Origin of the sequence: Candidatus Methylobacter favarea, assembly GCF_902806695.1 — a bacterium.
GTDB lineage: Bacteria > Pseudomonadota > Gammaproteobacteria > Methylococcales > Methylomonadaceae > Methylobacter_B > Methylobacter_B favarea.
Genome location: NZ_CADCXN010000085.1, coordinates 1 through 26,679, shown reverse-complemented (window position 1 = coordinate 26,679; position 26,679 = coordinate 1). Strand labels below are relative to the sequence as shown.

Genomic DNA, 26,679 nt, shown 5'->3' with positions numbered 1-26,679 from the left:
AACCGCCGAAAACCAGCCACTTATCTATTCCCAAGTGCTGGCGGATGCGCTCCATGTCAGCAATTAAATCGTCAGTGGTGTTGTCTTCCAGCTCGCCAAAAGGCACAGATTGGCCGCAGCCGCGCTGGTCAAACAGGATAATACGGTAGCGTTCAGGATTAAAAAATCGCCGGTGATCAGGCTTGGTGCCGGAACACGGCCCGCCATGCAGAAAAATGACCGGGATGCCCTCCGCATTGCCGCAAAGTTCTACATACACCGAATGCTTGCTGCCGGTTTCAAGAAAAAAGGTATGGTAGGGCTGGATTTCAGGATAAAGAATTTTCATGTGTTAGATTAATGTCTTAACTTCAATAGCCACTACTCAACTCAACGCTAAAAGTAGCTCTATCAGCTTGTTATGAGCGCTGCGGCATAAGCGGCAAACTTCTTCATTCGAGCTCATATTTTCAGTATCCAAGCTCATGTTTCATAATGATACCGGCAGGCAATGATGGTTAAGTGCTCATTATCCACGGCATAAACCAGACGGTTCGATTCATCGATTCGTCTTGACCAAAAACCTGACAGGTTTTCTCTTAACGCTTCCGGCTTGCCCATGCCCTCAAAGGGTGTTCTTTTTACGTCGGCAATTAACTTATTGATGCGTTTTAATGTTTTTTTATCTTGCCCTTGCCAGTATAAGTAGTCGGTCCATGCAGCCTCCGTCCATGCCAGCTTTCTACTCATCAATAATTGCTTTTTCTTCGACCTTGCCGGTTTTGTATTGCTCAATAGACTTGGCAAGATGCGCCGCATTCGCAGGCGATTTTAGTAAATGTACGGTCTCCATTAAACTGGTGTAATAATCCATGGACATAACGACGGCATTTTCTGCGTCGCGACGGGTAATTACCGTACAATCGGCATCATTAACCACATCATCAAGAACCGATTTCAGATTGCTTCTTGCCTGGGTAAAAGAAATAATACGCATCGCGCGCCTCTTATGTACTTAAAATGGTACAAGTCTAATGCAAAAAGATTCAGGTATCAAATAATGTTTTGTTTTACGGCGACGCCTGTTTAGATTTTTCAGGCAAAAAAAAGGAGGGGTTAAAATCCCTCCTTTTTTATCGGATCAGTTTTAAGCGCTGGGCCTAGAAACCGATGCCGAGGTAACCGCCGGCTGTTAAGCCATTAATATTAATTCCATCAACGTCGCCCGGTGCATAGTGGTAACGCGCATCGGCGCCGATAAACATGTCTTTCCATATCCTGTAATCAGCGCCAAGACCAAACTGCATACCTGGAGCTAATACGGTAATTGCATCGGATGGAGGACTAATAACGCTCAGCTCAAAACCAACAGGAACTATCCAGGGTCTGAAATCACTTTCTGCCATGAATTTGATTTTTGGTGAAGCAGCTAACCTTAGCATATTGACAGTTGCTTGCTGAGTGTTAGCCGCGGGCAAATTTGCACCTAATGATGCTAGGACGCTTGTTTCTGCTGGAGAAAGACCATTGTTCTTATGGGTGCCGAGTTCTACGTAATCAAACATCAATTCACCCAACACCTGGGTATTGTCCATCATACCCCACACGTCATCGGTCAAGCCGAAATCAAAACCAGCGCCGAAATAATAACCATCTTTATCGGATATCGGACCCACCGCCACGCCGTCACGGCTCGAGCCGACACCTGGAACCTCAGTAGGATCCAGCGTACCGCCTCTATCGTTATTTTGATGAGAATAACCGCCGCGGAAGAACAGAGTGTTATCATGGTGTTCTTTTGTTTTAGCCGGCTCAGCTTTAACCGACGCCATCCACTGATCCAGCTCCTGGACTTTTTCAGAATCGGCATCCATGCGCGGACGGCTGGCTTCCGCTCTCAAGTTGGCTAATTCAGCCTGCATGGACTGAAGTTGAGCCTCCAGCGCGTCCACTTTATTGTTTGCAGCTTCGGCAGCGCGTTCTGCCCTGGAAAGTGCGGCAGCCTCGGGTGAAGCCAGTACAGCCGCCATTGTGAATGTGGCTGTGGCAATGCCCAGCGCCAGTTTAGTTTTCTTTATCATTAGTCCCCCTCATGAGGTTGTTATTTTACAAAATTGACTTTCATACAACAAAGTCCCTTCCACAGTGGCGATAGTAGCAGTAAAACGGATTCACGACAAGTTTAATTGTTGTTTTTTTATTATTAATAAATCCTTTTATATCAATAAGTAAGAAAATAACTTTTATTTAAGTTATTAATTGTATAAAAAAAACAACAAATTTATTTCAGAGGATTTCTTAAATTGTTTGAGATTTCCCCCGTTATCACCGTCCTCTTCCAGTTTGCATACGGACCCGGGATGGCCGTCAACACAGCATTTTAGCTTTATGATGAACAGCTGCGTTATAATTGATTTCCAGATAATTCATCCACCTTTTGCCAAATCGTTATTGCTCTGACCTGTTTTAATACTGATGACTGAAACTGCGGATATCACCATTATCGGAGGCGGCATTATCGGACTGCTGACCGCCCGCGAATTTCGCCTGGCCGGCGCCACGGTCATGATTGTCGAAAAAAACCTGCTGGGGCAGGAAGCTTCCTGGGCCGGCGGAGGGATTTTGCTGCCGCTTTATCCGTGGCGTCAGGCAGATGCAATTACGCGGCTGATTTTACAAAGCCTGAAATTATACCCGCCCTTGGCTGCGCAGCTAATTGCCGAAACCGGCATCGATCCCGAATGGACTCCCTGCGGTTTACTGATTACGAAAAATCCTGATATTGCCGCGGCTGTCAACTGGTGCCAGATTAACGCTATCCCATTTCAAAAAGCGGGGGCCGATTTTTTCAAAGCGCTTAATACCAGCCCCGACAATCCGCTGTGGCTGCCTGAAATTGCCCAGGCCCGCAATCCGCGCCTGGTTAAATCCGTGAAACAGGACCTGATCAATAAAGGCGTGGCTATCCGTGAGCAGTGTGAAGTAAAAGCCCTTACCCTGGCCAAAGATCATATCACCGCGATCCAAACTACAGGCGGGCAATTTGCGGTCAATCAATTGATCATTTCCGCCGGGGCATGGACGGGCAAGCTGTTCAGGGAGCTTTTTCCTGTGCTTGCCGGCGAGGCGCCCGACATTATACCGGTTAAAGGCCAAATGCTGCTGTTTGACGCCACACCTGCAACCTTGCCTTATATGGTGCTGGATGAGGATCACTACCTGATCCCGCGGCGCGACGGTAAAATTCTGGCCGGCAGCACGGTAGAGCTGAATGATTTTAATAAAACGACCTCGATGGAGGCACGGAATCAACTGACTGATTTTGCCTTAAATTTAATGCCGTCCCTTAAAAACTTCCCGATCATCAAGCACTGGGCTGGATTAAGACCGGGCACCGAGCAAGGCGTGCCGTATATTGACAAGCATCCTGAAATCGTCAATCTGGGCATTAATGCCGGACACTTCAGGAACGGGCTGGCGATGGGCCCGGCCTCTGCGCAACTGATGGTTGATCTGATTTTAAACCGGCCGCCTGCGATCTCGCCCGAGCCTTATAAGTTATCCAGCCCGCACTGAGCCATTCAGCTGATTGGCAAAATATTGATCACCACGCATGAATCTTTATCCATTCATTCGCCCGCTGCTATTTTCTCTTGATCCTGAAACGGCTCACGATGTAACGCTCAAGCTGCTAAACCTGGCTCATATTTCCGGTTTAGCAGGATTGCTTTATCCTGCGATTGAAGACAAGCCTGTGCAAGTCATGGGACTGACATTTAAAAATCCGCTCGGTCTTGCTGCCGGGCTGGATAAAAACGGCGATTATATTGATGCTTTAGCCGCCCTGGGTTTTGGCTTTGTCGAAATAGGCACGGCGACCCCGCGTCCGCAGCCCGGCAATCCGAAACCGCGCCTGTTCAGATTGCCTGAGCAGCAAGCCATTATTAACCGCATGGGTTTTAATAATCGGGGTATTGACTACCTGCTGGCCAGGGTTAAACAAAGCCGTTATTCAGGCATTCTGGGTATTAATATCGGCAAGAATTTTGATACGCCGATTGAAAATGCCGCGGAAGATTATTTGATCGGTTTGCGCAAGGCCTATGCAACGGCCAGCTATATTACCATTAATATTTCTTCGCCCAATACCAGAAACCTGCGCCAATTGCAGCAAGGCAATGTGCTTAAAAGCCTGATTTCAGTGTTGAAAGAAGAACAGCTTAAGCTGCAACTGGAGCATGGAAAATATACGCCCTTAGCCCTGAAAATCGCCCCGGATTTAAGCGGCGATGAAATAAGCCATATTGCCGGCCTGCTGCTGGAATTTGAAATCGATGCGGTCATTGCAAGCAACACCACCATTGCGCGGGACGGAATTGCCGGTCACCCCCTGGCCAAGGAAACCGGCGGCTTGAGCGGCGCGCCGGTCAGAGAAAAATCCACTGCTGTCGTGCGCCAGTTGGCCATTGAATTAAACGGCAAAATCCCGGTTATTGCAGCCGGCGGAATTTTAAGCGCCGCCGATGCGCAGGAAAAGTTAAAGGCGGGCGCAAGTCTGGTACAGGTATACAGCGGCCTTATTTACCGCGGGCCGCAGTTGATTGAAGATATTGTCAAATCACTGTAAGAAATGATTCATTCCCCGGCAATCGACATGCGCTCAACCAGTATCGAGCCGGTACGGATATTGCCGCGATAGTCGACATCGTTTCCTACGGCAATAATGCCTTTAAACATGTTTTTCAGATTACCGGCTATGGTTATTTCTTCAACCGGATATTGTATTTCACCATTTTCCACCCAGAATCCGGCTGCGCCGCGGGAATAATCGCCGGTGACCATGTTAACGCCCTGGCCCATCAGTTCGGTGACTAAAAGACCCGTATTGAGTGCTTTTAACATGCCCTGATAATCAAGCTTACCCGGCGTTATCGTTAAATTATGCACGCCGCCGGCATTGCCCGTGCTTTGCATGCCCAGCTTACGCGCCGAATACGTGCTTAAGACATAGCTCTGTAAAATTCCATCGCTGACAATGTCCCTCGCCCTCGTTACGATGCCTTCGCCGTCATAAGCGGCGCTGCCTAAAGCGCCTTTTAAATAGGGTTGCTCATAAATATGGATAAATTCAGGAAAAACCTGCGTACCCAAAGCATCCAGTAAAAAGGATGACTTGCGGTACAAATTGCCGCCGCTGATTGCGCCGATAAATGAACCGAGCAAGCCTGAAGCAATCTCTGCGCTATAGAGCACCGGACATTGCCGGGTGCTTAAGCTGCGAGCTTCCAAACGCCGCAAGGCGCGCTGCGCCGATTTTTTACCAACCTCAACAGCAGGCTCCAGATTGAGCGCATCCCTGGCCACGCTGTACCAGTAATCGCGCTGCATGCTGTCTCCGCGCCGCGCCAATACCGAACAACTCAAGGAGTGTCTAGTTGACGCGTAGCCGTGAAGAAAGCCCAGCGTATTTCCCATCACCCGGATGCCTTGATGAGTATTGACTGACGCGCCTTCGGAATTGCTGATTTCCGGATGAAAACTACGCGCTGCATCTTCACATTCAATGGCCAGAGCAATGGCTTCATCGGCGCTGATAGTCCAGGGGTGATAAAGTTCAAGATCCGGAAGTTCTGTCGCCAACAGGTCTTTATCCGGCAATCCGGCATACTCATCGGCGCTGGTATAGCGGGCAATGCTGCATGCTGCGCTGACTGTTTCTTTAATTGAAGCAGGCGAAAGGTCGGTCGTACTGGCTGAACCTTTGCGCTGGCCAAAATAGACTGAAATTCCCAAGCCCTGGTCGCAGTGATGTTCTATAGTCTCAACATCGCCCATGCGCGCCGATACGGATAAGCCATTTTCCTGGCTCAAGCCCGCCTCCGCTGCGCTGGCTCCCTGCTTCACGGCCTCGTCCAGTAATTCCTGGATGGTATTTTTTAAGCGTTCGATTTCTTGCTGATTTTGCACGGTATTCTCTGTATTTGGCGGATGGGGTTAATGCAGGCGCAACCCAAATTGAATGGCTTTAACGGTAGATTAAGCGATAAAGCAGCTAACCCAAGCTGGGATGTTATTCTGAGTTTTAGGCCGTTTGTCGGCTTATCTGCTGAAATGAAACTTCATTTATATTGGCTTGAGATAACGCATGCTCAATGGTCATGCCAATCAAATTTCCTTTCACATCCAAATCCAGGTAAATATTTTCATTAATTTCCCTAGTCTCAAAAACAGGACGTTCTGAAAACTCCAGCAGTGCTGTATCAGTATCCTCAAAATATTTAATCTTCATTAACTACCTCTTTAAAATTTCTATCAAAGAAAGCATTATGTACCGTCTCTTCATCTTCGAGCAAAATTACTCTTAGATATCTTCCCTCTTCTTGAATGAACCCCCACTTTTTAAATCGTCCATCTGCTTGCTTTTTTATTTCACACGGGTTCTTAATGACACTTTCAATCCATTCAAGTTTTATAATAGATCTATCAGGTCTATTTCTTGTGTAAAGAAAATATTGAGTAATCTTCACAACTCAACCTAAACGCTTGTCCCGCCCACAGTCAAACCATCAATTTTCAGAGTAGGCTGGCCTACGCCGACCGGCACGCTTTGTCCGTCCTTACCGCAGGTGCCGACGCCGCTATCCAGTTCAAGATCATTGCCGACCATGGACACTTTAGTTAAGACATCAGGCCCATTACCGATCAGCGTGGCGCCTTTAACCGGACGGGTTATCCTGCCGTTTTCAATCAGATAGGCTTCGCTGGCGGAAAATACAAATTTACCCGAGGTTATATCGACCTGGCCGCCGGCAAAGTTTTTCGCATACAAACCTTTTTTTACGGATTTTATAATGTCCTGGGGAGTATGCAGTCCAGGCAGCATATAGGTATTGGTCATGCGCGGCATCGGCAAATGCGCATAAGACTGACGGCGGCCGTTGCCGGTAGGCTTGACGCCCATTAACCGGGCGTTGAGCTTGTCCTGCATGTAGCCTTTCAGGATGCCGTTTTCAATCAATACGGTTTTTTCAGTGATCGTGCCTTCATCATCAATGCTCAGCGAACCGCGCCGCCCTGCCAGGGTGCCGTCATCGACAACCGTACATAAAGCCGAGGCCACCCTCTCGCCGACTCTGCCGCTGAAAGCGGAAGTGCCTTTGCGATTGAAATCGCCTTCGAGGCCATGGCCAATCGCTTCATGCAATAGAATGCCGGGCCAGCCCGGCCCCAGCACTACCGTCATATTGCCGGCCGGAGCTTCAGTTGCTTCCAGACTCACCAGCGCCTGTCTGACCGCCTCACGGCCGTATTCAAGCGCCCGATTCTGTTCTATAAAGCAGCTATAGTCACTGCGCGCGCCGCCGCCCATGCTGCCCTGTTCGCGATGACCGTTCTGTTCTACGATGACAGTCACATTCATGCGCACCAAAGGCCGCACATCGGCTGCCAGCGAACCGTCCTGATTGGCTACCAGAATACTGTCGTGCACACCGACCAGGCTGACGATGACTTCTTCGATGCGGCTGTCCAGTTTGCGAGTTTCGCTGTCAACCGTACGCAACAGGTCGATTTTCTGCTGATCCGTCAATGATTTTAACGGATTAATTGAGGGATAATAGGGCGAGCGGTTTGCGGCTTTGACCAATCCGACCTGCGCTTGCTGGCCCTGCCGGACGATGGCTTTAACATTATTGGCCGCTTCCAGCAATACCGGAAGTTCAATCCTGTCGCTATAGGCAAAGCCGGTTTTGTCGCCTGATACTGCGCGCACCCCGGCGCCCTGATCGATATTATGGCTGCCTTCTTTAATAATGCCGCCTTCCATTACCCAGGATTCCGAATGGCTGGCCTGAAAATAGATATCCGCCGCATCAACCGGCGCACTGAGCAATCTGCTCATAATCTTTTCAATATCGCCATCCTGTATGCCAACAGGCGTCAGAATGGAGTGTCTTGCAAGGTTTAATATTTCCATCAGAACTTTTAGTTAGTGTAAGGTGTTTGTAGAAGGCCCGATTGAAGGCAGCTGCATTATGTTTATAGCTATGATATTCATAGCCTCAAAGAAAACTATTTTTCCACCCAATCATCATGCAGTGTTTTATATAATGACCGTAACAGTTTTTCTGCCCCATCAGCCGGTTTCTTGTCGTAATAGCCGTCCTGATGGTCAGATACATGACTTTTTTCGGTATCTTCAACCATCTCGGCGCTTATTTGAGTTTCTGAATCCTTCCTGTCTACTATCAACTGATAGCCTTGTTCGTCATACTGATTGCTAAAAAAGGACGTGATTTTTCCAAAAATACTGGCATCTTCAAACCCCTGCCTGTCGGGATCATAGGTTACATAATAAAGGCCTTTATCATGTTCACGATCCGTTATTTTGATATTATTTTGCTTTAATGCCTGGCCCACAGTCTCCCAGGCCTTATCAAAAGGCTGCCTGATTATCAGTACAGGAGGCGTTGAAGCCGCCATATAAACTTCTGTACCGAGACCGGTTTCGGCCTTCTTTCTGGAAGAGACAGCACTATCATCAGTTTCAACCTGGTTTCCAGCTTTCTTTTCGACAACAACGACGGGCGGACGTTCAAGCATTCCGGTATCCCGATAACGGCTTTCGTCAGGCGTACCACAGGAAACAAGGACACAGGCAAACAGTAAAGCACTGCTGAAGCCATCAGATGTCAATCGCATTTAGACCCCTGTTTATTCACAATAAAAGCGGCGATGATTAAGAGCAGGAAATGCCGCGCGCACTTTTTCCAGATGTTCGATATCTATGTCGGCGGCTACAAAACCGCTGCCGCTTTTATGACAATCCATCACCACCCCCCAGGGATCAATAATCATGCTGTGGCCAAAGGTTACGCGGCCATTGATATGAAAGCCGCCCTGATTTGGCGCAATCACATAACACAGGTTTTCCACTGCGCGCGCGCGCAACAATAATTCCCAGTGCGCAGCGCCGGTTTTTGCCGTGAATGCAGAAGGAATTATCAATATTTCCATGCCCGACCTGACCATTTTCCGGAAAAACTCGGGAAATCTCAGATCATAACACACGGCAATACCCACTTTGCCGAAAGGACTATCCATTACTTGGGGTTCACTGCCCGGCTCAATTGAATCCGACTCGCGATAAACCTCGGCGGTCTCTGGAACGCTGACATCAAATAAATGCACCTTGTCGTAACGCGCAAGCCGCTCGCCCTTGTCATTATAAACCAGACAGGCTGCCCGGACTTTACTGTTATCACTGGATGCAAGCGGGATAGTGCCGCCGACTATCCAGATAGAATATCTTTTGGCAGCTGCTGACAAAAAATTCTGGATTGGCCCCGAACCATCGGCTTCTTTGGCTTTAATTTTATCCAGCTCATGAGCTCCCATGAGGGCAAAATTTTCCGGCAGCGCGACCAGTTTCGCACCGGCTCTGGCCGCCTCGGCGATAAGCTTGTCGGCTTCCAGCAAATTAGCGCTGATATTGGGACCTGACGCCATTTGAATGGCAGCGCATTTATTCATTGTGTCTCCCTGGTATTATTATTTTTTTGCTGTTTTAACCAGGCAAAATCGGTAAGCCCATGCCAGGTTTTCTGCAACAAACCCTCATTTTCATGCAGCGGAATAATTTGCGCATCGCCCCATCCGCCTTTGACCAGATACTGCGAGCCGAAGAAAAAGCCTTCCTGCTCGTCACCGGTCAGGGAACGCGCGATCAAAGCCGCTACTTTTCCCATAATTGTACCAGCTATAGGTACGGCCTCGGCACCTTTTGGCGATACGTTGACTATGTGGTCAACAGTGCCGTTAACAAGATCAGTGTCTCCGATAATAGTGATTTTTGCCGGAACCGCATCAATCACAAGGTTATGGGTGATGGCCTTACCGTCTGCTAAATCGAATCGTCCCTTGATGCTGTTAAAAGTCAGCCCTTCCTCGTATACATCACTAAAATCAAGCTGCAGACGCTTTATCCATTGAGCCAATGCCAACATACCCAATAGCCGGCCGAAGCCGGGTTCTATGCTTAAAATGCGCCCATTTCGTAAAGTGGCGTCCACTTGACCCTTCAAATCCGCCAAGGAGAATTGATACGGCGCGCCCTTCCAGGCGACAGTAAAATCAATGGCTGCTTTGGTTTCCATCAGATCGTTGGTAATACCCAGTTGAGTAAACAATCGTCCTGCTCTGGGAATTTCCAGATGACCGCGAGCGTGGGTTTCAGAATGGATTCCGTTTACTTGCCAGTCGCCGGATAATGTCAGTTTTTGATCGGCGCCCGCCAGTTCCATATTTTTAAAAATAATGCCTGCCGGTATTCGTTCTGTTGTCAACATTAATTGCCCCAGATCAACCGACTGCCACAAGGTTTTATGACTGCTTATATTAACTAAAGGCAAAAATTCCGGCGCCGCAGCCGGCTCCGGCGCATCATCCTGAAACTTCACCTGCTTTAGCGCGAAAAGGTCCAGCCAATCCATATTCAGATTAATGCTGTCAGTACCCTTAAGATTAACGGGAATCCGTATTTTTCCCTTGGCGAATGAACTGCTGACATCTCCGGCCCAATCATTACCTTCACGCTTTAATGTCAAATCAAACCTGCCCAAGGCGGTTTTTTTCCATAAGGCCTGATCAGTCTGGATTTTTATTTCCCTGATCGGTATTCCAGCTCCGGTTTCACTGCTTTTATCCCGGGCAACCGCCAAACTTAGCCAATCCTGCAAGGCCAGTGGCGCGTGATTGATCTCCAGCTTTAAGCCCGATTCCTGCCTCTGGCTGACATTGCCGGTGCCGATCAGCACATCTCCCGAATCAATAATCTGTTGTTTTACATTAAATTTAACGGCCGCTTTCAATTTATTGCCGTAATTTAATAAAACCGGCACTAAAAATCTATCGCTCAAGCCGATTGAGAGAGTCGATAGCGCGGTTTGCATTGCGGTTTTCGCCAGTGTCCCCGGTAAATCCAGCGCCACGCCAAAAAGCGTGGATTCCAGATGCAATTCCGGTGAATTATCCCCATACGGCAAAGCCAGCCGCAGCTTATAATCCGTTGTGCCTTCGGCCTTTTGCAAGACTGGTATTTTAAATTGTTCCTGCACCTCACTGACCTCAACATTACCGGCTATGTTGACGGTGGCTTGATTAGCCGAACTGCTGATATTAATTCGAATCGGCTGCTTTAAAGCCCGGGCACGAATAGTGTCGCTAAAAACCCCGTGCTCATTAAACTTCAATTCCCCTTCGATCCTGCTCACTGATACATCAAGCGCTTTCACCTTTAAACCGGCATTATGCAGCTTGGCGACGCCGTCCACTTTTGTGCGTGCTTCTGCTGATAGAGGGAGTTTCATGGCTACGGCTATCCGCGTGCCTCCCTCGGGAACGATCGCATCCAGCAACGCATCAACCGATGAGTTAAGCGGCGTCTGCTGCATAAAACCGGAAATGTATCCGATTTCCCCTTCAATCTCGCCTTGCACCAGCACATGCTTACTTTTACCCAAGGATGGAATAGTCACTTCTGCCTGCCTGATTAGTGCTTTATGCGCTTGACCCTGATGTATGTCAACCTTGAGACTATTCTGTGAAAACAGGACTTCGGCAGCCATATCGGTTACCGCCGGCCACTGGGGATGATAAACCAACTCCAACTGCTCAACATCAAACAGGGTTTCAAAAACACCTTCTCCGCCGGTAAACGGGAAATCCTCAAGATTTCCTGATATCAACATACCGCCGCTCGTCACGCGGCCATTGACAAAAGCATGATCAAGCCAATTAACCACCTTTTCTTTCATTATGCCTGCCGGCACATAGCGGGAAATCCCCTTGATATCATCGCTGACAAATGAACTTTGCAGGTCCATAAAGAGCTTCCCGTCCGTTTTGGGTATCTTTACACGCATCCGGTTTTTGCTCTGGAATCCTGGCGCATCCAGTTCGATCAACTGGCTCGTTAACGTCCAGTCGTCCTCATTTTGCCGCCAGACAAGCGCGCCTTCAAGCGTGTTGACCGGCAGCGGTTTACGAAACAAATCTGGAAATATAATCACAGCGTCTTCACTTACTACGCGCAGCAGGCCCTGGTTATTGCTGCCTTTTATCCGGCCGCTTAAATTTTCTATTCCGGGAAATGAAGACATCGAGGCAACACTGATTCTGGAAAATTTACCGTTAACAGTAAAAGATTTTTCGTCCCTATCGGCAAACAACGAAAAATTTTCCAGTAAACCTTTAATATGCGCCTGCGTCAAAAATTCTGACTGCTCTTTTGACAACGGCGCAAAAAACTGTAATAGCTGAGATGCCTGCTGCAAATCCAGCTGTTTGGCAAACAGCGAAAGCTTATGCGGCGCCTTATCTTCTGCGCGGTTAGCGGACACACTGAAGGCGGCAAGCGGCCATTTTCTGTCAGCGGTTTCCAGCAAAAAATCCTTAATATCAAGCTGCCACTGCCGATCAGTCAGGCTCCAGTGAAACCGGGTTTTAAGCTGATTCACAGGGAATGTATTGTTATCAGGCCGGATAAATTTCAACTGTTGAAGCTGAGCTTCTCCCCTGACCGAAACCGGTTGAGAATATCGCCACATGCTCCAGACTTTAAAATCTCCCGTACCAGAGCTAATGGTCATGGCAAAGGGCAAATCCGTGGCCATTAACTCAGGCAGTTTTATGTTTTTCCCTTCAATAAAAACCGCGCCCTGCACAGATGAAGGCTCGAAAGCATTGCCGTTAAAGTCCATCGAGATTCTTAATGCGTTGCCATATTTTTTCGGCAACTTCATGAGCATATTAACCTGATGCCGCTGGTTATTATTAATAATTGCCAGATCCACTGCTTCGAATTTCAGCGGCCGGCCCTTTCTTTTTTCGTCCTGCCAGATAATCTCACTTTGCAACACTTCGTATTTACTTCCCTGCAATAACCAAAGCGGCTGTGCGCCGCCGGCTTTCAAGCCCGCAATAACAAAACTTCCATCCGGTTTATGTTTTATGGAAAGTTTGGCGCCTACCAGAGTAATCCAGGATGATGCCAGTAAATCCCTGCTCACCAGCATATCGAGCAGATCAATACCCAGACGTATTTCTTCAAGTTGAATGGGAGATTTCGCCCCCTTGATCGCGGCTAAAACTGCAATATCCCTTAGCACCAGCTCCGGGCTAAAACCCCGTATTTTTGCCCCAAGACGACCTATTTTTACCGGCGCACCCACGCGTTCGCTGATAGCGGCCGCCAAATCAGCTTTATAACCCTCAATCCCGGCTACTAACAAGCGCACGCCGGTCAGACCGATCGCTGCCGCGATCAGCGACCAGAAAATAAGATGCCGCGTTGCACGCGCTACATGACGAATCACTAAAACCGGCTAAAGGCGCAAAGAAAAATGAGTTTTCACGGTTTTGGCCTGGCTGGTGAATCACAGCAGCACAACATCATATTGCTCCTGATTATATTCAGCCTCGGCCCTGAACTTGATCTGCACGCCCAGAAATGTCTCTAATTCAGCCAGCATTTCCGCTTCCTCATCGAGCAGCATTTCTACCACTTCATTCGATGCCAGAACCAGTAACTGCTGAACCTTGTATTGTCTGACTTCACGGACAATCTCCCTGAATATTTCCAGGCATATGGATTCCGCGGTTTTTAAAACGCCGCGGCCGCCACAGGCGCAGCAAGGCTCGCAAAGTATATGTTCCAGACTTTCGCGGGTGCGTTTGCGCGTCATTTCCACCAAGCCCAGCACTGATACTTCGGTAATCTTGGTTTTCGCGCGATCTTTTTCCAGGTTGCGTTCAAGCGCCTCTAACACCTGCCCTTTATGGTCTTCGCTTTGCATATCGATAAAATCGATAATGATAATACCGCCCAGATTCCTTAACCTGAGCTGGCGGGAAATGGTCTGGGCCGCTTCCAGATTGGTTTTAAAAATCGTCTCTTCCAGATTACATCCGCCCACATAACCGCCGGTATTAACGTCGACAGTGGTCATGGCCTCGGTCTGGTCGAATACCAGATGACCGCCTGACTTCAGGTTAACTTTACGCTCGAGGGCTTTCTGGATTTCATCTTCGACGCTGTAGATATCAAATACCGGGCATTCACCCGTATAATGCTCAATAACAGGAACTATTTCCGGCACAAAAACTTCCGCAAATTCAACCAGGCGGTAATAGGTTTCCTTGGAGTCCACCCGAACCCTGTCAATGCCTTCCTTATACAAATCCCTCAGAGTTCTGATGCTCAGCGGCAAATCCTTATGGATAAATTCCCTGGTTTTTGCGTTGGCGATTTTGGCTGAAATAGACTCCCACAATTTCAGCAGGAAAGTCATATCGGCAATCAATATGGATTCTTCCACGCATTCTGCTGCGGTCCTTGCAATAAAGCCGCCGCAATTATGCTGCTTCCGGTACTCTTCCAGACAGGTCCTCAAGCGGGTGCGTTCGGCTTCACATTCAATCCGCTGCGATACACCTGAATTGTTGGCATACGGCATATATACCTGAAATCTTGAGGGAATGGATATCTCGGTGGTCAATCTTGCGCCTTTGCTGCCTAAGGGGTCTTTGACTACCTGGACGACAATATGCTGGCCTTCATGTAAATAATGCTCGATATTTTCCGAGCATTTTTTTTCCAGCTCCCGGCTGCATAAATCGGAAAGATGAAGAAAAGCGGCTCTGGGTAGCCCGATATCAACAAACGCCGCCTGCATTCCCGGCAAAACCCGGCACACTTCCCCCTTATAAATATTGCCGACCAGTCCTCTCTTGCGGCTTCTTTCTATAATGAGCTCCTGTAATATACCATTCTCGATGACTGCAACCCGCGTTTCAGGCGGCGTAACATTGATTAAAATTTCTTCACTCATTATAAAAATTCTATTCCTTGCCTGGATAAAAGTTCCGCAGTTTCAAACAATGGCAAACCCATCACGCCGGAGAAGCTGCCTTTTATCGACTCCACAAATACCGCGCCCATTCCCTGAATGGCGTAACCGCCGGCTTTGCCGGCCGGCTCGCCGCTGTTCCAGTAGGCAAGGATTTCCCGCTCCGCCAAATGCCTGAATGACACGTCAGTAATGCTGACAGCCTGATCATGTCCACGCCCTCTGAGCGAAACCGCCGTATAGACCTGATGCGTTTTACCGGACAGCTGCCTCGACATGGCCAAGGCATCATGCTGATCTTTGGGTTTTCCCATCACTCGATTGTCCAAAACCACGACAGTATCCGCGGCTAACACCGGCAAGCCGAAAGCTGCGCTATTTGCAAGGCCTAACGCAGACTTTTCAGCGGCCATCCTTTGCACATAATTTAATGGCTCTTCATCAGGCCGGAAAGTTTCATCAAGATCAACCGGCCGGACCACATAAATGACCTTTATTTGACCCAACAGTTCCTGCCGCCGCGGCGAAGCTGAAGCCAGAATAATATGCGCTGTCATTCGCGGTGATAAGGATGATTGTGGAGAATACTCCAGGCCCGATAAAGCTGCTCGGCCACCAGGATGCGCACCAGGGGATGAGGAAAAGTCAGGTTTGACAGGCTCCACGATTCATGGGCCCGTTGTTTGACGAAATCGGGTAAGCCTTCCGGCCCGCCTGCCAGCACTGCTATATGCTGTCCGCTCTCCAGCCAGCGTTTCATGGCCTGAGCCAGTTCTGGAGTAGTCCAGGACTGGCCGGGTATGTCGAGGATAACAACATGCCCGCCCTGAGGAATGGCCGCCATCATCCGTTCGCCTTCGTCTTTGACAATTCTGGCGATATCGCTGCTTTTGCCTCGTTTGCCGGGAGCAATTTCTTTAAGAACCAGCTCGCATTCACGCGGCAGGCGCCTGGCATATTTCTCATAGCCCTGTTGCACCCAGCCCGGCATACGACTGCCCACTGAAATCAGATTTATTTGCATGAAATGCAGGATACAGACAACATGCGCGGGATGCAATGCAGTCCAATAGTCGAATTACTGACCACTAGCGCCTATGAAATGAAACTCTGGCTGCGGCAAACTGTTTCCGCTTTTAATCCCTCTTGCCTAGCGCCAAAAAAATGCCGCTCTGCGGGAATACAAAGAAGGTATAGGGATCAATATTTTAATAAAAAAGCACAGGAGAAATTTTTGGCTTCCTTTTTGCTTGATAATTACCATGACCTGCCTGGAGCTCTATAATGCAAATTAAATCAACCTTGTCCCTGATCGGTTTACTATCCATATGTTCGTGCGCCTGGAACAATGCAACCCCTACTACCCGGCAACAGAATGCTAATGTAATATCCGGCCGGGAAGGAGCAGTCAGTTTATATAGCCTGATCCACAACGCTGTCAGGGATACGGAAAGAGCTTCTTATAAGCTGATGTACGGCATACGGGACGGGGTTGACAGTGTTATTTATGATGGTGAGAAAGCGTATTATGAAAACTATCAAAAATAAACATTACGCTTAATCCGGAGAGTGCTCGACCTGACAATTTGAATATTTTCCTGCTCATGCTGAAAGGGGATGCCGCAGCCCACTTTATGGAAATTAATAAACAATGGCGCTATTGATTGGGGCCCTGTTCAAAACAGTAAATCAAAACAGTAAACGGCTTTGCTTCGGATAATTTATTCGAGCGCGCCTTGAAAAAATGCGTTTAAATAAACTCAGGCAACCTGAACAGTAATAGAGGAAGAAGAGCGCAACACCTGATTTTTTTCGTTAAAATAAATCAGCGCAGGCTTGTAATTTGACAATTCTTTTTGATCCAGTATAACAAATGCGCAGACAATAATCAGATCCCCCGGGCAAGCAAGACGCGCGGCCGAGCCATTAACGGAAAAAATGCCCGAGCCATTTTCGGCCCGAATTGCATAGGTCGTAAAACGAGCGCCGTTATTAATATTGAATATCTGAATCTGTTCGTATTCCCTGATGCCTGCCAAGTCCAGAATGGTACCGTCAATCGCGCACGAGCCTTCATAACCCAATTCCGAACGGGTTACCGTAGCTCTGTGCAGTTTCGCTTTAAGCATTGTTGTTTGCATAACTCAATATTAATATCTGTAAATTAAGCCTTTATTATCCTGTAATTGCTGTTATCTTTCAACTTTTTAGATTTCCACATCTCGCTAGTGACAATATTTTTCACTTGCCTGGATTTAAGCTAATTTCGATTATTGTCTTTCATTTAGCCATTTATCATGCCCAAGCGGCGATTTGACCTGAAACTCTACCGGCTGTTCAAAATTTTGCTTACGAAAATTTTAATTTCCTTGTTTACTGCCTATTTGTTAGGTATGGAAAAACGGATATTATCAATCAATCGGGTTTTACCGAGCTTTGCCGCCGCCAGTAAAACCAGATTGCCATCACCTGTCTCTGCTTTTTTTAAATCCCGGCTCCGGCACACGCAAAAGTAATCCGTCTGAAAACCGGATTCCTGCAAAAACAGCCCTGCATTGTGCTCTATTTCCGCATACGACCTGTGTCCCGCTAAAATTGCCGCACGCGCCGCACATAATGCTTTATAAAGCTTTGGCGCTATAGCTCTTTGTTCAGCAGTCAAATAACTGTTTCGTGAACTCATAGCCAGCCCGCTTGCTTCCCGTACCGTTTCCACACCAATAATTTCAACAGGAATATTCAAATCCCGGACCATGATCTGGATAATTGTCAGTTGCTGAAAATCCTTTAGACCAAACAGGGCAATATCAGGCTGCACCATATTGAATAACTTGCAGACTACGGTTGCAACGCCTTTAAAATGTCCCGGTCTGGAGGCGCCGCAATAAAGGTCGGACAAGCCGGTTACGGTTACAACTGTCTTGGCATCTATTGCATAAACTTCCGAGACAGCTGGTAGAAACAATAAATCTGTGCCAACAGCATGCAGTTTATCCTGATCTTCGCGTTCGCTGCGGGGATAAGTTTCAAAATCTTCGCCGACCCCGAACTGGGCAGGATTTACAAATATACTGACAACCACTCTGGCGGCTTTTCCCCGTGCTACCTCAACCAGTTTCAGATGGCCTTCGTGCAAATTTCCCATCGTCGGCACAAAAGCAATGCTTTCACCGGCTAAACGCCATACCCGGATAGCATTACGTAATTCAGAAACTGTAGTGATTGTTTGCATCAGATTTAAAAGCTGTGTTCAGCCGCGGGAAACTGTAATTGCTTGACAGCCTGATGATAAGCATTGATAGCTTGTTCAATGTCCGCCGCCTCCACCATAAAATTTTTCGAAAAACGCGGCCGTTTAATGATGCCGATATTGAGCATGTCGTAAAGCACTAATACCTGTCCGTCACACTCGACGCCGGCGCCGATACCAATAACCGGAATGCTTAGCTGCATGCTGATTTCCCTGGCAAGGCCGGCGGGAATGCACTCCAGCACCAACAGTCCGGCTCCCGCTTGTTCAAGCTGATAGGCATCGTCAATAATTTTTGCCGCGTCCGTCTGTTCCTTGCCTTGCACTTTATAACTGCCTACCTGATGAATCGATTGCGGCAATAAACCCAGATGGCCGCAAACCGGAATACCCTGATCGACAAGAAAACTGATGCATTCATTTCTTGGCCCTTCCAGCTTGACCATTTGCGCGCCCGCCTGCAATAACCGGGCTGCCTGTTCGGCGGCAACAAGGGGTGTGTAATACGTCATAAACGGCAGGTCAGCAACTAAAAATGCCCGCCGTCGTGCAGCAGCGACGCACCGCGTATGATAAATCATGTCGTTAATGGTAACGGGCAGTGTCGTTTCATGCCCCTGGATAACCATTCCCAGGGAATCCCCCACCAGAATAATATCTATCCCAACCTTATCAAGCAACGCGCTAAAACTCGCATCATAGGCTGTCAAGCTGCTAATTTTCTCGCCGCGCTGTTTCATGGCGGCCAGCTGATTAATCGACAGCCGCTTTATTCCGGATCCGCTGGCATACTGATTCTTTTTCACAATAACCGTCCCAACCCATTAAGCGGACATTTTGCAATCAACTCTGCAATATTGCCCTTGCCAGGCACTGATACCCAGGGCGCAATCTCAGCCAGTGGATACAAAACAAAAGACCTTTCGGCAAGTCCTGGATGAGGTACGGTCAATTCGGGAGTTTCGATTTGCTGATCGCCATATATCAATAAATCCAGATCCAGCGTCCGCGCTCCCCACCGTTCAGCCTTTCTTATCCGGCCGTGTTTGTTTTCAATAGCTTGAAGACAGCGCAACAAATTTATCGGGGGCCTGTGTGTTTCCACAGCCATAACGGCATTAAGATAATCGGGCTGATCCTGCGGACCCATTGGCGGGCTCTGATACAAACCGGAAAAGGCCAGCTCTTTTACATCAGTCAGTGAAGCAATTGCAGCACGCGCCGATTTAATTTGTTCAGCAGGGTTATCAAGGTTGCTGCCCAGGCCTATATAAGCTGTTGCTGCTTCAATTTCCGAATTTTTCATCTGGATAATTCATAACCATTCAGTACAAAACCGGATAGTCATCATGCCAGCAGGGAGCATAATCCTGTACCTGACAAGCTATGCCGGAATAACGAACTTTCCGGAATTTTTTTACTTCAGCTCTCATTTCCTGTAGCGTTACTACTAGGGTTTTTACGAAAATTCTTTTTCCGGCATGACTTTCCATGTTGAAGTCTGCGCGAAGGCTGGGTCATTTTTCTTTGTTCGGCTTCACTGGCATCCTGATATCGGCGCCACCAGTCAGCCAATTCCGGATCAGCGCCTCCGGTTTCGGCGCGCAACACAAAAAAATCATAGGCCGCCCTGAAGCGCGGATGCTTTAACAAGCGATTGGGTTTAGAGCCAATACGCGCGGCAAATCGGGGCTGCAAATTCCATACTTCGCGCATCGCCATGCTGATATGCCGAGGCAGAGCCGTGCTTTTAATCTGCCGCGAAATAACCTTCCCTGCGGCCTCCTGATAAGCAATATATTCAACCATGCCTTGAATCATATTTTCTTTAGCCTCCACCTGAACCGGTTCCCATAAAAAAGCAGCCAGGAGAAAATACGCCGTTACCGTTTTGCCCTCGGCAATCCGATTGTCGGAATTTTCCAGGGCTTTAATCAGCAGCAATTTGGGAAACCCGTTTTCCTCAATTGCCAGGCTGCTCTCGGTGGCCGGGAATAATACTTTAAACAGTCCATAGTGCCGGAGCATTTCAAACGTTTGCAAGGCGTAGCCGCTTAAAAACAGCTTTAATGCTTCATCATAAAGCCGGGCGGAAGGAATATTTGATAATAACTCAGCCAGTTCAGGAATTGATTTCTCACAGTCTGGATGCAGCTTAAAACCCAACTTGACGGCAAAACGTACGGCCCGGAGCATCCGTACCGGATCTTCGCGAAACCGCGTTTCAGGATCTCCGATAAGTCTGAGCATTCCGGCTCTATGGTCTTCCATACCGCCGGTATAATCCACCACGGAAAAATCCCTGATATTGTAATACAGCGCATTGACAGTAAAATCCCGACGCCAGACATCTTCCTCAATAGTCCCATAAACATTATCCCGCAACAGACGGCCTTCCTTATTAAGCATCTGCCTGTCATTTTGCTCTTCCCCGCCTCCTCTGAATGTTGCCACTTCAATTACTTCCCTGCCAAAATGCACATGCGCCAGACGAAAGCGCCGGCCGATCAGGCGGCAATTGCGAAATATCTTCCTGATTTGCTCGGGATCTGCATTGGTGGCCACATCAAAATCTTTAGGCTCTCGTCCGAGCAGTAAATCACGTACACAGCCGCCCACAAGATAGGCATCGAAGCCTGATTTTTGCAGCCGGTATAAAACTTTCAAGGCGTTTTCACTGATCTGGGTCCGTGAAATAGTATGTGCTGAACGTGGGTATATTTTGACTTCTGCAGCGCTGGGCACAGTTTCATTTCTGGCTGAATTAACAAGTTTTTTAAAAAAATTTAAAATGGTTTTTATACTCGGGTTGTTTTTATTATTATACTAATCGTATTGTTACATACATTCTAACGCAACCGGCTGCTTTGTTTTCTATTACATTTGCGGTTTGGATATAGTAGAATTGCAATTTCATAAGTTACAAGAAATGCTGATCACCTTATATTTAACTAAATAGAAGATCAAGCAACTATTTTTTAAACACTCGCATCAGAGATTTGCGTATTTGACTGGATTGTTATGTTCAAAAAGATTTTAACCGGCTTAATTGACCATCCTTTTTTAACCAGCATCTTTGTTACAGATTTCTTTATTCTTCTGTTTCATAAACCGCCTTTCTTCTTTTCCCTGGTGATGCTGGGAGTATTGATGGGAATGTGTATGTATTTTGGTCAAAAACTAGCCTTATTTAAAGATTAATTTTCCTTGCCGTAAAAAACAAGACTCTCCGTTATAATCAGGCCATGATGTCATGTCTGCACCTGGTTTTTTACGCAGACTGGCGGCCGTTTTTTATGATTTGCTGCTGCTGATAGCCCTCTTTTTTATTGCAACAGCGCTGCTGCTCCCGTTCAATGCAGGTCAGGCATTCACGGCAAGTCATTTCTTTTATCCCCTTTATCTGCTTGGCGTCAGCTTCTTTTTTTATGCCTGGTTCTGGACTCATGGGGGACAAACCTTGGGCCTGCGCGCATGGAAAATAAAAGTTCTCACCCTTGACAGGAAACCTGTCAGCTGGAAACAGGCTTTGTTGCGATTTGCGGCCGCCCTCATTTCATGGGTATTTTTCGGGCTGGGCTTCCTGTGGGTTCTTATCGATAAAAACAAGCTCAGCTGGCATGATCATTTATCCAGAACTGCTCTGTTTTTTGACACTCAAAACAAGTAATTGTCGATTTTCACGGCAACCCTGGCCGGCCATTTTTTTTCCCTATTACTGTTTCACCGCAAGCAGTTGGTATAGTATTCCTGCAATACTCCCGGATTTTCGGTGGCACTTTGCATAAAACCAGTCCCCTAGCCATAACTTTTTATTTTCAATAATTATCCTATGAATAATCCCTTATTACTAAATTCCGCACTTCCCTTATTTTCAAAAATAAAACCTGAACACATAGAGCTGGCCATTGATCAACTCCTGCAAGAAGCTCGCGCAGTGGTCAAACAGCACCTTGAAGCAACTCAAAATTACACGTGGGAAAATCTGATTGAACCATTGGAAACTGTCGAAGACAAGTTAAATAAAGCCTGGTCTCCAGTCAGTCATATGAATGCAGTGGTCAACAGCGATGAATTGCGCGAGGCTTATAATGCCTGCCTGCCTAAACTTAGTGAGTATTCAACTGAAATGGGGCAAAACGAAGCCTTGTTCAATGCCTATCTTACCCTCGCCAAAAGCGATCAGTTTTCCTCACTCGATACCGCTCAGCAGAAAATCATTCAGAATGCTTTAAGAGATTTCAGATTATCCGGCATTGATCTGGATAATGAAAAAAAACAGCGCTACAAGGAAATAAGCCAGGAGTTATCGCGGCTGGCCAGCAGTTATGAGGAAAATGTCATGGACGCCACCAATGCCTGGAGCAAACTCATTACCGATGAACAGGAGTTGGCGGGCCTGCCGCCGTCGGCATTGGCCCAGGCCCGGCAAAGCGCCGAAAGTCAAAATGAAAACGGCTGGATGATTACCCTGCAATTCCCGTCTTATATCGCCGTGATGACCTATGCCGATAACCGGGAATTGCGCCGTGAACTTTATGAAGCTTTCTCAACACGGGCTTCAGATCGTGGACCTCATGCGGGGCGTTGGGACAACACCGAAATCATGGAAAAAACTCTGGCGCTGCGCCATGAAAAAGCCCGGCTGTTAGGTTTCAACAATTACGCAGAACTGTCTCTAGCCACAAAAATGGCGGAAACAACCGATGACGTCACCCGTTTTCTGGAAGGTTTAGCCGACCGCTCGTGGCGGCAGGCCCGTAAAGACCTGGCGGAGCTGCGTGAATTTGCCAGCAAGCAATATGGCATTGCCGACCTTCAGTCCTGGGATATGGCCTATACTTCCGAAAAAATGCGCCAGCATTTTTACCAGTTGTCGCAAGAAGAAGTCAAAGCTTACTTTCCCATCACCCGGGTTCTGCCCGGACTGTTTGCGGTCGTGGAAAAGCTGTACGGATTAAAAATATCCGAACTTACCGGTTTTGACAGCTGGCATCCGGATGTGCGTTTTTTTCAGATCCATGACAAAAATGACCAGCTCCGCGGCCAGTTTTATACCGACCTGTATGCGCGCCCCAAAAAACGCGGCGGGGCCTGGATGGATGATTGCGTAGGCCGAAAAAAAACTAAAGACAGCATTCAAATCCCGGTCGCCTACCTGACCTGCAATTTTACCCCTCCCAGCGGCGATGATCCGGCCCTTTTGACGCATGACGAAGTCATCACCCTATTCCATGAATTCGGCCACGGCTTGCATCATATGCTCACGCAGGTTAATTATCTGGGCGTTTCCGGCATTAGCGGCGTGGAATGGGATGCGGTCGAACTGCCCAGTCAATTCATGGAAAACTGGTGTTGGGAAAAGGAAGCGTTGGCGCTGATTTCAGGCCATTATCAAACCGGCGAAAAACTGCCGGAGGCTCTGTTAAATAAAATGCTGGCGGCGAAAAACTTTCAGGCCGGCATGATTATGGTGAGACAACTGGAATTCAGCCTGTTTGATTTTAGAATTCACCGGGATTACAACCCTGACAAAGGCGGCCGGATTTATGAAATTCTGGAGCAGGTCAGAGCTCAGGTTGCTGTCGTGAAGCCGCCTAAGTTCAACCGCTTTGCCCACAGCTTTTCGCATATTTTTGCCGGCGGCTATGCAGCCGGATATTACAGTTACAAATGGGCCGAAGTCTTATCCAGCGATGCTTTTTCACTGTTTGAAGAAAACGGTATTTTCGATCCGGAAACCGGCCATGCATTCCTGACTCACATCCTGGAGCAGGGAGGCAGCCAGGAGGCCATGCAACTATTTAAAAATTTCCGCGGCCGCGAGCCTGAAATTGACGCCTTGCTCAGACATACCGGCATTGCTGCATGAAGTATAGGGATTTGCGCGATTTTATTAATCAACTGGAAAAACAAGGCGAGCTGAAACGGGTCACCCTCTCCGTTGATCCTTATCTGGAAATGACGGAAATTTGCGACCGAACTTTGAAACAGGGCGGCCCGGCGCTGCTGTTTGAAAATCCCAAAGGCGCCAATATTCCGGTTTTAGGGAATCTGTTCGGCACGCCGCGCCGGGTCGCGATGGGCATGGGCGCCGATTCCGTTGATGAGTTGCGTGGAATTGGCGAGTTGCTGGCTTACTTAAAAGAACCCGAACCGCCCAAGGGCATGAAAGACGCCTGGGAAAAATGGCCCGTGTTCAGGCAAGTGCTCAATATGGCGCCTAAACTGGTCAAATCGCCGCCTTGCCAGGAACTGGTCCGGGAAGGCAATGAAATCGATTTGAACGATTATCCAATTCAAACGTGCTGGCCGGAAGATGCGGCGCCTTTGATTACCTGGCCGCTCGTGATTACCAAAGGCCCCTATAAGGACCGGCAAAATCTCGGGATTTATCGCCAGCAAGTCATAGGCAAAAATAAAGTCATCATGCGCTGGCTGGCTCATCGGGGCGGCGCTCTGGATTTCAGGGAATGGCAAAAAGTCCATCCCGGCCAGCCCTTCCCCGTTTCAGTTGCATTGGGAGCCGATCCTGCAACCCTGCTTGCCGCTGTAACGCCGATTCCTGATACGCTGTCTGAATACGCTTTTGCCGGCTTGCTGCGCGGCAGTAAAACGGAGCTGGCGGCCTGCCTGATTAATGACCTGCAAGTACCTGCCAGCGCCGAAATAGTGCTGGAAGGCTTTATCTATCCCGGCGAAACCGCACCGGAAGGTCCGTTTGGCGATCATACCGGCTATTACAATGAAGTTGATAACTTCCCGGTTTTCACCATAGAACGCATCACCCAGCGTCAGTCACCCATTTATCACAGCACTTACACAGGCAGGCCGCCCGATGAACCGGCGATACTTGGGGTTGCTTTAAATGAAGTATTTGTCCCCATTTTACAAAAGCAATTTCCGGAAATTATCGATTTTTACCTGCCGCCTGAGGGCTGTTCATACCGGCTGGCCGTCATCAGCATGAAAAAGCAATACGCCGGTCACGCCAAACGGGTCATGCTGGGTACCTGGTCATTCCTGCGGCAATTCATGTACACCAAGTTTGTAATTGTCGTGGATGACGATATCGATGTCCGTAACTGGCAGGATGTGATCTGGGCGATAACCACGCGCATGGACCCTGCCAGAGATTTAACCCTACTGGAAAACACACCGATTGATTGTCTGGATTTCGCGTCCCCTGTTTCAGGCCTGGGCTCCAAGGCAGGCTTTGACGCCACCAATAAATGGCCGGGAGAAACCAGCCGGGAATGGGGCAGGCCTATTGTGATGTCGCCGGAAGTCATTAAAAAAGTGGATAGGATGTGGGAGTCATTATTTTAAAGGTGACATCAGCTAATTGAATCTACTCATACAGGTCAGGGCCAACGAGGGTTGCCATTGTGCCCTGGCGATATATTTACCGGGGGACGCGATAGAAATGCCTACACTAGAGTATTGGACTAACATGCTACTGGTACATAGTAATTGCCCGGTGGTCGTCTTTGCATAAACCCGTCTTTTTTTCCAATAGAATGACAATTTGGACACGAATGACAAGTTGGCCCGTATATTTTACCGACTTACCCTATAGAATTTTACCGCTTTCTGCGGCTTCGACAATACGCACGGGTAAACTTATTGAATTAGGGCAGAGCATAAGGCAGGGCTTTGGTTGCGTGACTCTAGTTTCACTTTAACAGAATTGCTTTAAATTTTATTCTGTAAAAATTTCAGCTTAGTCCAATTAAAGCCTAGACAAAAGCAGAAGCCCTGAATTTTTCAGGATAGTTTCTTAAATCGAGAAAATTTTTCATTAGTCTCTCATTATTCTCTCATGATATTAAAAGCATGCAACTAAGTGACGTTCTGCTATAAGAAATGAGATGCCTGGGAGAGCGCTAACCCGGATACGGGCGGGACAAGTAAGGAAATGGTAAGCGCGAGCATTGACATAAAGTGTCAGTGGCGGTTGAATAAAGAAAAATTTCCGTTCATATCCAAACCTAGCTCCGCAGAATGGTTTTTCGTCATTGAAACATAGGCAGTTAAATTATGAGAATTTAAGTACTCTAGGAACGGCAAGTTTGAGTGGGATTAACCAGGGGGCATAAGGTATAACAGAACCTCCTCAAGACTACGGTAACAGTCGCCAATAGTCTTTAAATGGGAATTTTATAGAACAACATGGCTTAGAACCTGTTCAGGATTTTCTAATAAGCAAAGACAGGAAAGCGAGGACGACCATCCGGAGACTGAAGTTGAGTTTGCGCTCGCAGTTTTTCCAGAGACTGCGGCATTTCTCGATCCCGGCAAAGGAGCCCAGGAATATTCTGCATACGATCATCATGCGAAGTTCTGTGGTTGAATTAAACCGTCTGCGGGCATATCTTTACCGCATGTCTGGGCTGGGCATTCATTACGACCACGATTCTAAGAACCTGTTCACGATCTTCTGAGTAAAAGCGCCAAGAAAGCCAAATGAACAGATTGCAGGCTGGTATTGAGCTTGCGCTCGCAATTTCTACCTGAGCGCCGGCATTTTTCCAGCCCAGCGAA

General features: G+C 47.9%; 25 protein-coding genes and 2 pseudogenes. 6 read left to right on the top strand and 21 right to left on the bottom strand.

Annotated features, from left to right (window positions below; genetic code table 11):
- The 4 genes from HUX64_RS13735 to HUX64_RS13720 form a co-directional block, all read right to left on the bottom strand.
- On the bottom strand, positions 1–328 hold a 328-nt coding region (locus tag HUX64_RS13735; RefSeq protein WP_174626786.1), incomplete at its 3' end, for an alpha/beta fold hydrolase.
- A gap of 134 nt (positions 329–462) precedes the next feature.
- Positions 463–729 (bottom strand): Txe/YoeB family addiction module toxin, encoded by a 267-nt coding sequence (locus HUX64_RS13730; RefSeq protein ID WP_174626785.1) that lies wholly within the window; start codon positions 727–729, stop codon positions 463–465.
- A complete protein-coding gene (locus HUX64_RS13725) occupies positions 722–976 on the bottom strand; it encodes a type II toxin-antitoxin system Phd/YefM family antitoxin (RefSeq protein WP_174626784.1) in 255 nt (84 codons plus the stop codon). Before HUX64_RS13725 ends, HUX64_RS13730 begins: the two co-directional genes overlap by 8 nt.
- 163 nt (positions 977–1,139) lie before the next feature.
- Positions 1,140–2,060, bottom strand: coding sequence for a porin family protein (locus tag HUX64_RS13720; RefSeq protein WP_246247031.1), 921 nt, complete (start codon positions 2,058–2,060; stop codon positions 1,140–1,142).
- Between the two features lie 394 nt (positions 2,061–2,454).
- On the opposite strand from HUX64_RS13720, the gene HUX64_RS13715 reads away from it, so the two are divergent.
- Positions 2,455–3,555 carry an NAD(P)/FAD-dependent oxidoreductase gene (locus HUX64_RS13715; RefSeq protein WP_174626783.1) on the top strand — a complete coding sequence of 367 codons (1,101 nt, stop codon included), beginning with the start codon at positions 2,455–2,457 and terminating at the stop codon, positions 3,553–3,555.
- Between the two features lie 37 nt (positions 3,556–3,592).
- Positions 3,593–4,606 carry a quinone-dependent dihydroorotate dehydrogenase gene (locus HUX64_RS13710; RefSeq protein WP_174626782.1) on the top strand — a complete coding sequence of 338 codons (1,014 nt, stop codon included), beginning with the start codon at positions 3,593–3,595 and terminating at the stop codon, positions 4,604–4,606.
- Positions 4,607–4,614: 8 nt separating this feature from the next.
- Here HUX64_RS13710 and pmbA read toward each other — a convergent pair whose 3' ends face one another.
- From pmbA to rlmH, 10 genes are all read right to left on the bottom strand, one after another.
- The gene (pmbA, locus tag HUX64_RS13705; protein ID WP_174626781.1) at positions 4,615–5,946 is read right to left on the bottom strand and encodes a metalloprotease PmbA; all 1,332 of its coding nucleotides are present in this window, start codon (positions 5,944–5,946) and stop codon (positions 4,615–4,617) included.
- A 115-nt stretch (positions 5,947–6,061) separates the two neighbouring features.
- Positions 6,062–6,268 carry a DUF2283 domain-containing protein gene (locus tag HUX64_RS13700; RefSeq protein WP_174626780.1) on the bottom strand — a complete coding sequence of 69 codons (207 nt, stop codon included), beginning with the start codon at positions 6,266–6,268 and terminating at the stop codon, positions 6,062–6,064.
- Positions 6,258–6,506 carry a hypothetical protein gene (locus HUX64_RS13695; RefSeq protein ID WP_174626779.1) on the bottom strand — a complete coding sequence of 83 codons (249 nt, stop codon included), beginning with the start codon at positions 6,504–6,506 and terminating at the stop codon, positions 6,258–6,260. The genes HUX64_RS13700 and HUX64_RS13695 overlap by 11 nt, the downstream gene beginning before the upstream one ends.
- Before the next feature lie 8 nt (positions 6,507–6,514).
- The gene (tldD, locus tag HUX64_RS13690) at positions 6,515–7,954 is read right to left on the bottom strand and encodes a metalloprotease TldD (protein ID WP_174626778.1); all 1,440 of its coding nucleotides are present in this window, start codon (positions 7,952–7,954) and stop codon (positions 6,515–6,517) included.
- Between the two features lie 95 nt (positions 7,955–8,049).
- Positions 8,050–8,679, bottom strand: a complete 630-nt coding sequence (bamC, locus tag HUX64_RS13685) for an outer membrane protein assembly factor BamC (protein ID WP_174626777.1) — start codon at positions 8,677–8,679, stop codon at positions 8,050–8,052.
- A 12-nt stretch (positions 8,680–8,691) separates the two neighbouring features.
- Entirely contained in the window at positions 8,692–9,510 is an 819-nt protein-coding gene (locus tag HUX64_RS13680; protein WP_174626776.1) for a carbon-nitrogen hydrolase family protein, read from the bottom strand.
- The gene (locus HUX64_RS13675; RefSeq protein WP_174626775.1) at positions 9,507–13,352 is read right to left on the bottom strand and encodes a YhdP family protein; all 3,846 of its coding nucleotides are present in this window, start codon (positions 13,350–13,352) and stop codon (positions 9,507–9,509) included. Before HUX64_RS13675 ends, HUX64_RS13680 begins: the two co-directional genes overlap by 4 nt.
- 60 nt (positions 13,353–13,412) lie before the next feature.
- Positions 13,413–14,867 (bottom strand): ribonuclease G, encoded by a 1,455-nt coding sequence (gene rng / locus HUX64_RS13670; protein WP_174626774.1) that lies wholly within the window; start codon positions 14,865–14,867, stop codon positions 13,413–13,415.
- Positions 14,867–15,442 (bottom strand): Maf family protein, encoded by a 576-nt coding sequence (locus HUX64_RS13665; protein ID WP_174626773.1) that lies wholly within the window; start codon positions 15,440–15,442, stop codon positions 14,867–14,869. The genes rng and HUX64_RS13665 overlap by 1 nt, the downstream gene beginning before the upstream one ends.
- Positions 15,439–15,909, bottom strand: a complete 471-nt coding sequence (gene rlmH / locus HUX64_RS13660; protein ID WP_174626772.1) for a 23S rRNA (pseudouridine(1915)-N(3))-methyltransferase RlmH — start codon at positions 15,907–15,909, stop codon at positions 15,439–15,441. Before rlmH ends, HUX64_RS13665 begins: the two co-directional genes overlap by 4 nt.
- A 260-nt stretch (positions 15,910–16,169) precedes the next feature.
- On the opposite strand from rlmH, the gene HUX64_RS13655 reads away from it, so the two are divergent.
- Positions 16,170–16,433 (top strand): hypothetical protein, encoded by a 264-nt coding sequence (locus tag HUX64_RS13655; RefSeq protein ID WP_174626771.1) that lies wholly within the window; start codon positions 16,170–16,172, stop codon positions 16,431–16,433.
- Between the two features lie 212 nt (positions 16,434–16,645).
- Here the strand turns inward: HUX64_RS13655 and panD are convergent, their stop codons facing one another.
- The 5 genes from panD to pcnB form a co-directional block, all read right to left on the bottom strand.
- Entirely contained in the window at positions 16,646–17,026 is a 381-nt protein-coding gene (gene panD, locus HUX64_RS13650) for an aspartate 1-decarboxylase (protein WP_174626770.1), read from the bottom strand.
- Positions 17,027–17,265: 239 nt separating this feature from the next.
- Complete coding sequence (gene panC, locus HUX64_RS13645; RefSeq protein ID WP_174626769.1) at positions 17,266–18,117, bottom strand: pantoate--beta-alanine ligase; 852 nt, start codon at positions 18,115–18,117, stop codon at positions 17,266–17,268.
- A gap of 5 nt (positions 18,118–18,122) precedes the next feature.
- Complete coding sequence (gene panB / locus HUX64_RS13640; protein WP_281355337.1) at positions 18,123–18,941, bottom strand: 3-methyl-2-oxobutanoate hydroxymethyltransferase; 819 nt, start codon at positions 18,939–18,941, stop codon at positions 18,123–18,125.
- Complete coding sequence (gene folK / locus HUX64_RS13635) at positions 18,938–19,441, bottom strand: 2-amino-4-hydroxy-6-hydroxymethyldihydropteridine diphosphokinase (protein WP_174626768.1); 504 nt, start codon at positions 19,439–19,441, stop codon at positions 18,938–18,940. The genes panB and folK overlap by 4 nt, the downstream gene beginning before the upstream one ends.
- A 116-nt stretch (positions 19,442–19,557) precedes the next feature.
- Positions 19,558–20,937, bottom strand: a complete 1,380-nt coding sequence (pcnB, locus tag HUX64_RS13630; RefSeq protein ID WP_174626787.1) for a polynucleotide adenylyltransferase PcnB — start codon at positions 20,935–20,937, stop codon at positions 19,558–19,560.
- A gap of 451 nt (positions 20,938–21,388) precedes the next feature.
- Between pcnB and HUX64_RS13625 the strand changes: the two genes are divergently transcribed.
- From HUX64_RS13625 to ubiD, 3 genes are all read left to right on the top strand, one after another.
- Positions 21,389–21,805, top strand: coding sequence for an RDD family protein (locus tag HUX64_RS13625; RefSeq protein WP_174626767.1), 417 nt, complete (start codon positions 21,389–21,391; stop codon positions 21,803–21,805).
- A gap of 162 nt (positions 21,806–21,967) precedes the next feature.
- Positions 21,968–24,007: an oligopeptidase A gene (prlC, locus tag HUX64_RS13620; protein WP_174626766.1), complete on the top strand. Its 2,040-nt coding sequence runs from the start codon at positions 21,968–21,970 to the stop codon at positions 24,005–24,007.
- Positions 24,004–25,464: a 4-hydroxy-3-polyprenylbenzoate decarboxylase gene (ubiD, locus tag HUX64_RS13615; RefSeq protein WP_174626765.1), complete on the top strand. Its 1,461-nt coding sequence runs from the start codon at positions 24,004–24,006 to the stop codon at positions 25,462–25,464. Before prlC ends, ubiD begins: the two co-directional genes overlap by 4 nt.
- 859 nt (positions 25,465–26,323) lie before the next feature.
- Here ubiD and HUX64_RS13610 read toward each other — a convergent pair.
- Positions 26,324–26,440, bottom strand: a pseudogene (locus HUX64_RS13610) (IS5/IS1182 family transposase); the annotation flags it as partial.
- A 125-nt stretch (positions 26,441–26,565) separates the two neighbouring features.
- Positions 26,566–26,679 (bottom strand): annotated as a pseudogene (locus HUX64_RS13605) (IS5/IS1182 family transposase); the annotation flags it as partial.